The 1869-nt window shown below is 60.5% G+C and carries 2 protein-coding genes; one reads left to right on the plus strand and one right to left on the minus strand.

The features are described from left to right. A partial coding sequence (locus AC1DY5_RS53740; protein ID WP_478122374.1) for a LysR family transcriptional regulator occupies positions 1-413 on the minus strand: 413 nt, incomplete at its 3' end. Positions 414-972: 559 nt separating this feature from the next. Here AC1DY5_RS53740 and AC1DY5_RS53745 point away from each other — a divergent pair. Beyond that, positions 973-1788, plus strand: a complete 816-nt coding sequence (locus AC1DY5_RS53745; protein ID WP_478122375.1) for an SDR family NAD(P)-dependent oxidoreductase — start codon at positions 973-975, stop codon at positions 1786-1788. Positions 1789-1869: the final 81 nt, after the last annotated feature.

The raw sequence follows: 1869 nt of genomic DNA on the forward strand, positions 1-1869 counted from the left end.
GTAATCGCCTTCACCTGTTCCGAAGTCGGCATTTCGAGCAGCGAGAGCGTGACGTCAGGAAAAGTGTCGTGGAATTGCCTGATTGCCGCACGGAAAAGCGGGTGCAGAAGCGTCAGCGAGCCATAGCCGATGCTCAAAGCGCCGGTCTTCCCTTCGCCGACTCGCTTCGCCACGGTGAGTGCGTGGTTGAGCTCTTCCATGATCTTCTGCAACTGTGGCAGAAGGGCACGGCCCGCCGCAGTGAGCTTGACCCGATGCGCAAGCCGTTCGAACAGCACCGTACCCAATTCATCCTCGAGATCCGCGACGATCTGTGACACAGCCGGCCGCGTGACGTGCAGGCGCTCCGAGGCGCGGCCGAAATGTTCTTCTTCAGCCGCAGCGATGAAGTAACGCAGATGTCGAAGTTCCATGAGGATTCGCAGCCTACCATAGCGAAGACCRCCCCCATTGGGCCGTCGACCGCACACAAGCCGACTCTGCTGCACTGCGTAGCGAAGGCGTGCTGCCCCCTCATGAACTGCTTGAGGCGGCGGAGCGAACTGATTGCCCGTGTATTTCATCCCGCGGGGCAGCGGCCTCTGATCTCTAAGAATTTGATTCGTGGCCGGGCACTGACATCGAACACGGCGTTAGCGGCATGGAAAGGGCCATGGCAAGGCCTTTTATCGTTCGCCGAACCTAATGCGAAAGTCTGGCGTCCTATCCCGTTGTCTTCATCGTGGAGGATGTGAAGCCGTGCGTGTTTGAGGCTCTGGTGTGAACCGTCCGGCTGCAGAGGCCGGCAGCGCCTGACGCTTAGGTCAGTAAATCCAACCGACGCGGGCGGCTCGTCTAGGTAAAGTGCTTCTTGCGCGTCGAGGGCCGGCAACCATGTCGCGCTTGCTAGTGCGTCCGATCTCACAAGAGCCACTGACACGCTCCCGACGTGCGAACAGCGTCAAGGGCTGTAAACCAATCGAGGCAACCAGAATGAATGAAGTTGATCCGAACGCAGAATTGAGCGAGCGAGGCGAAGGTGTGCGCGGCAAAGTCGCCATCGTGACGGGCGCGACAGCCGGACTCGGCCGTGCGGTGGCGCTGAAACTGGCCAGCCAGGGCGCGATCGTCGTGGCCACCGGGCGCAACAAGACCGCGGGAATCGAAGTTGTGCGGGCGATTGAGGCGGCTGGCGGCCATGGCCTGTTCTTGTCTGCAGACATTGAAGACTCTGCCGACACCCGCGCAATGGTGGCCCGAGCCGTTTCAGAATTTGGGAAGGTGGACATCCTGGTCGCAAGCGCTGGTGCTCCGCCGGCTGCTCAAGGCATCTTTGCAGAGGTTGATCCGAATGCTGTCGCGGACCAGATCGCGAAGACCGTTCGCATCAAACTAAACCCCGTGCACGCGGTTGTCCCATACATGCTCGAGCAAAAAAGCGGCGCAATACTCTTCATCACATCGGAGGGCGGTCGATTCCCAACCCCCGGGCAGACGACAGTGGCATTCCACTCGGCCGGTCTGATCATGGCGGCGAAAGTCATGGCCAAGGAGCTTTCGCGGTCTCTGGTCCGCGTGAATACCCTCGGAGTCACGCTGGTCGAAGATACGCCGGTCTACGAACGCTTCGCCGGGGGCGAGCTGACGCCCATCCGGCAGAAGGTCTTCGACAGGATTTCATCGCAGGCGCCTTTCGGATTGGCTCGGCCGGAGAACGTCGCAGATGCTGCCGTTTTTCTTGTCTCGGCAGCGTCGAGTCACATAACCGGTGCGACGTTGAGCGCTACCGGGGGCGCCACCTATTCCTAGGTCTGTTTCTCTGTCGAAGGCTGCCGTCGACCGACTCAGGTTCGCGCGACAAGACAGAGACCCACCGCGATCAACTACCTC

It is taken from the genome of Variovorax sp. P4_D9, from assembly GCF_056401695.1.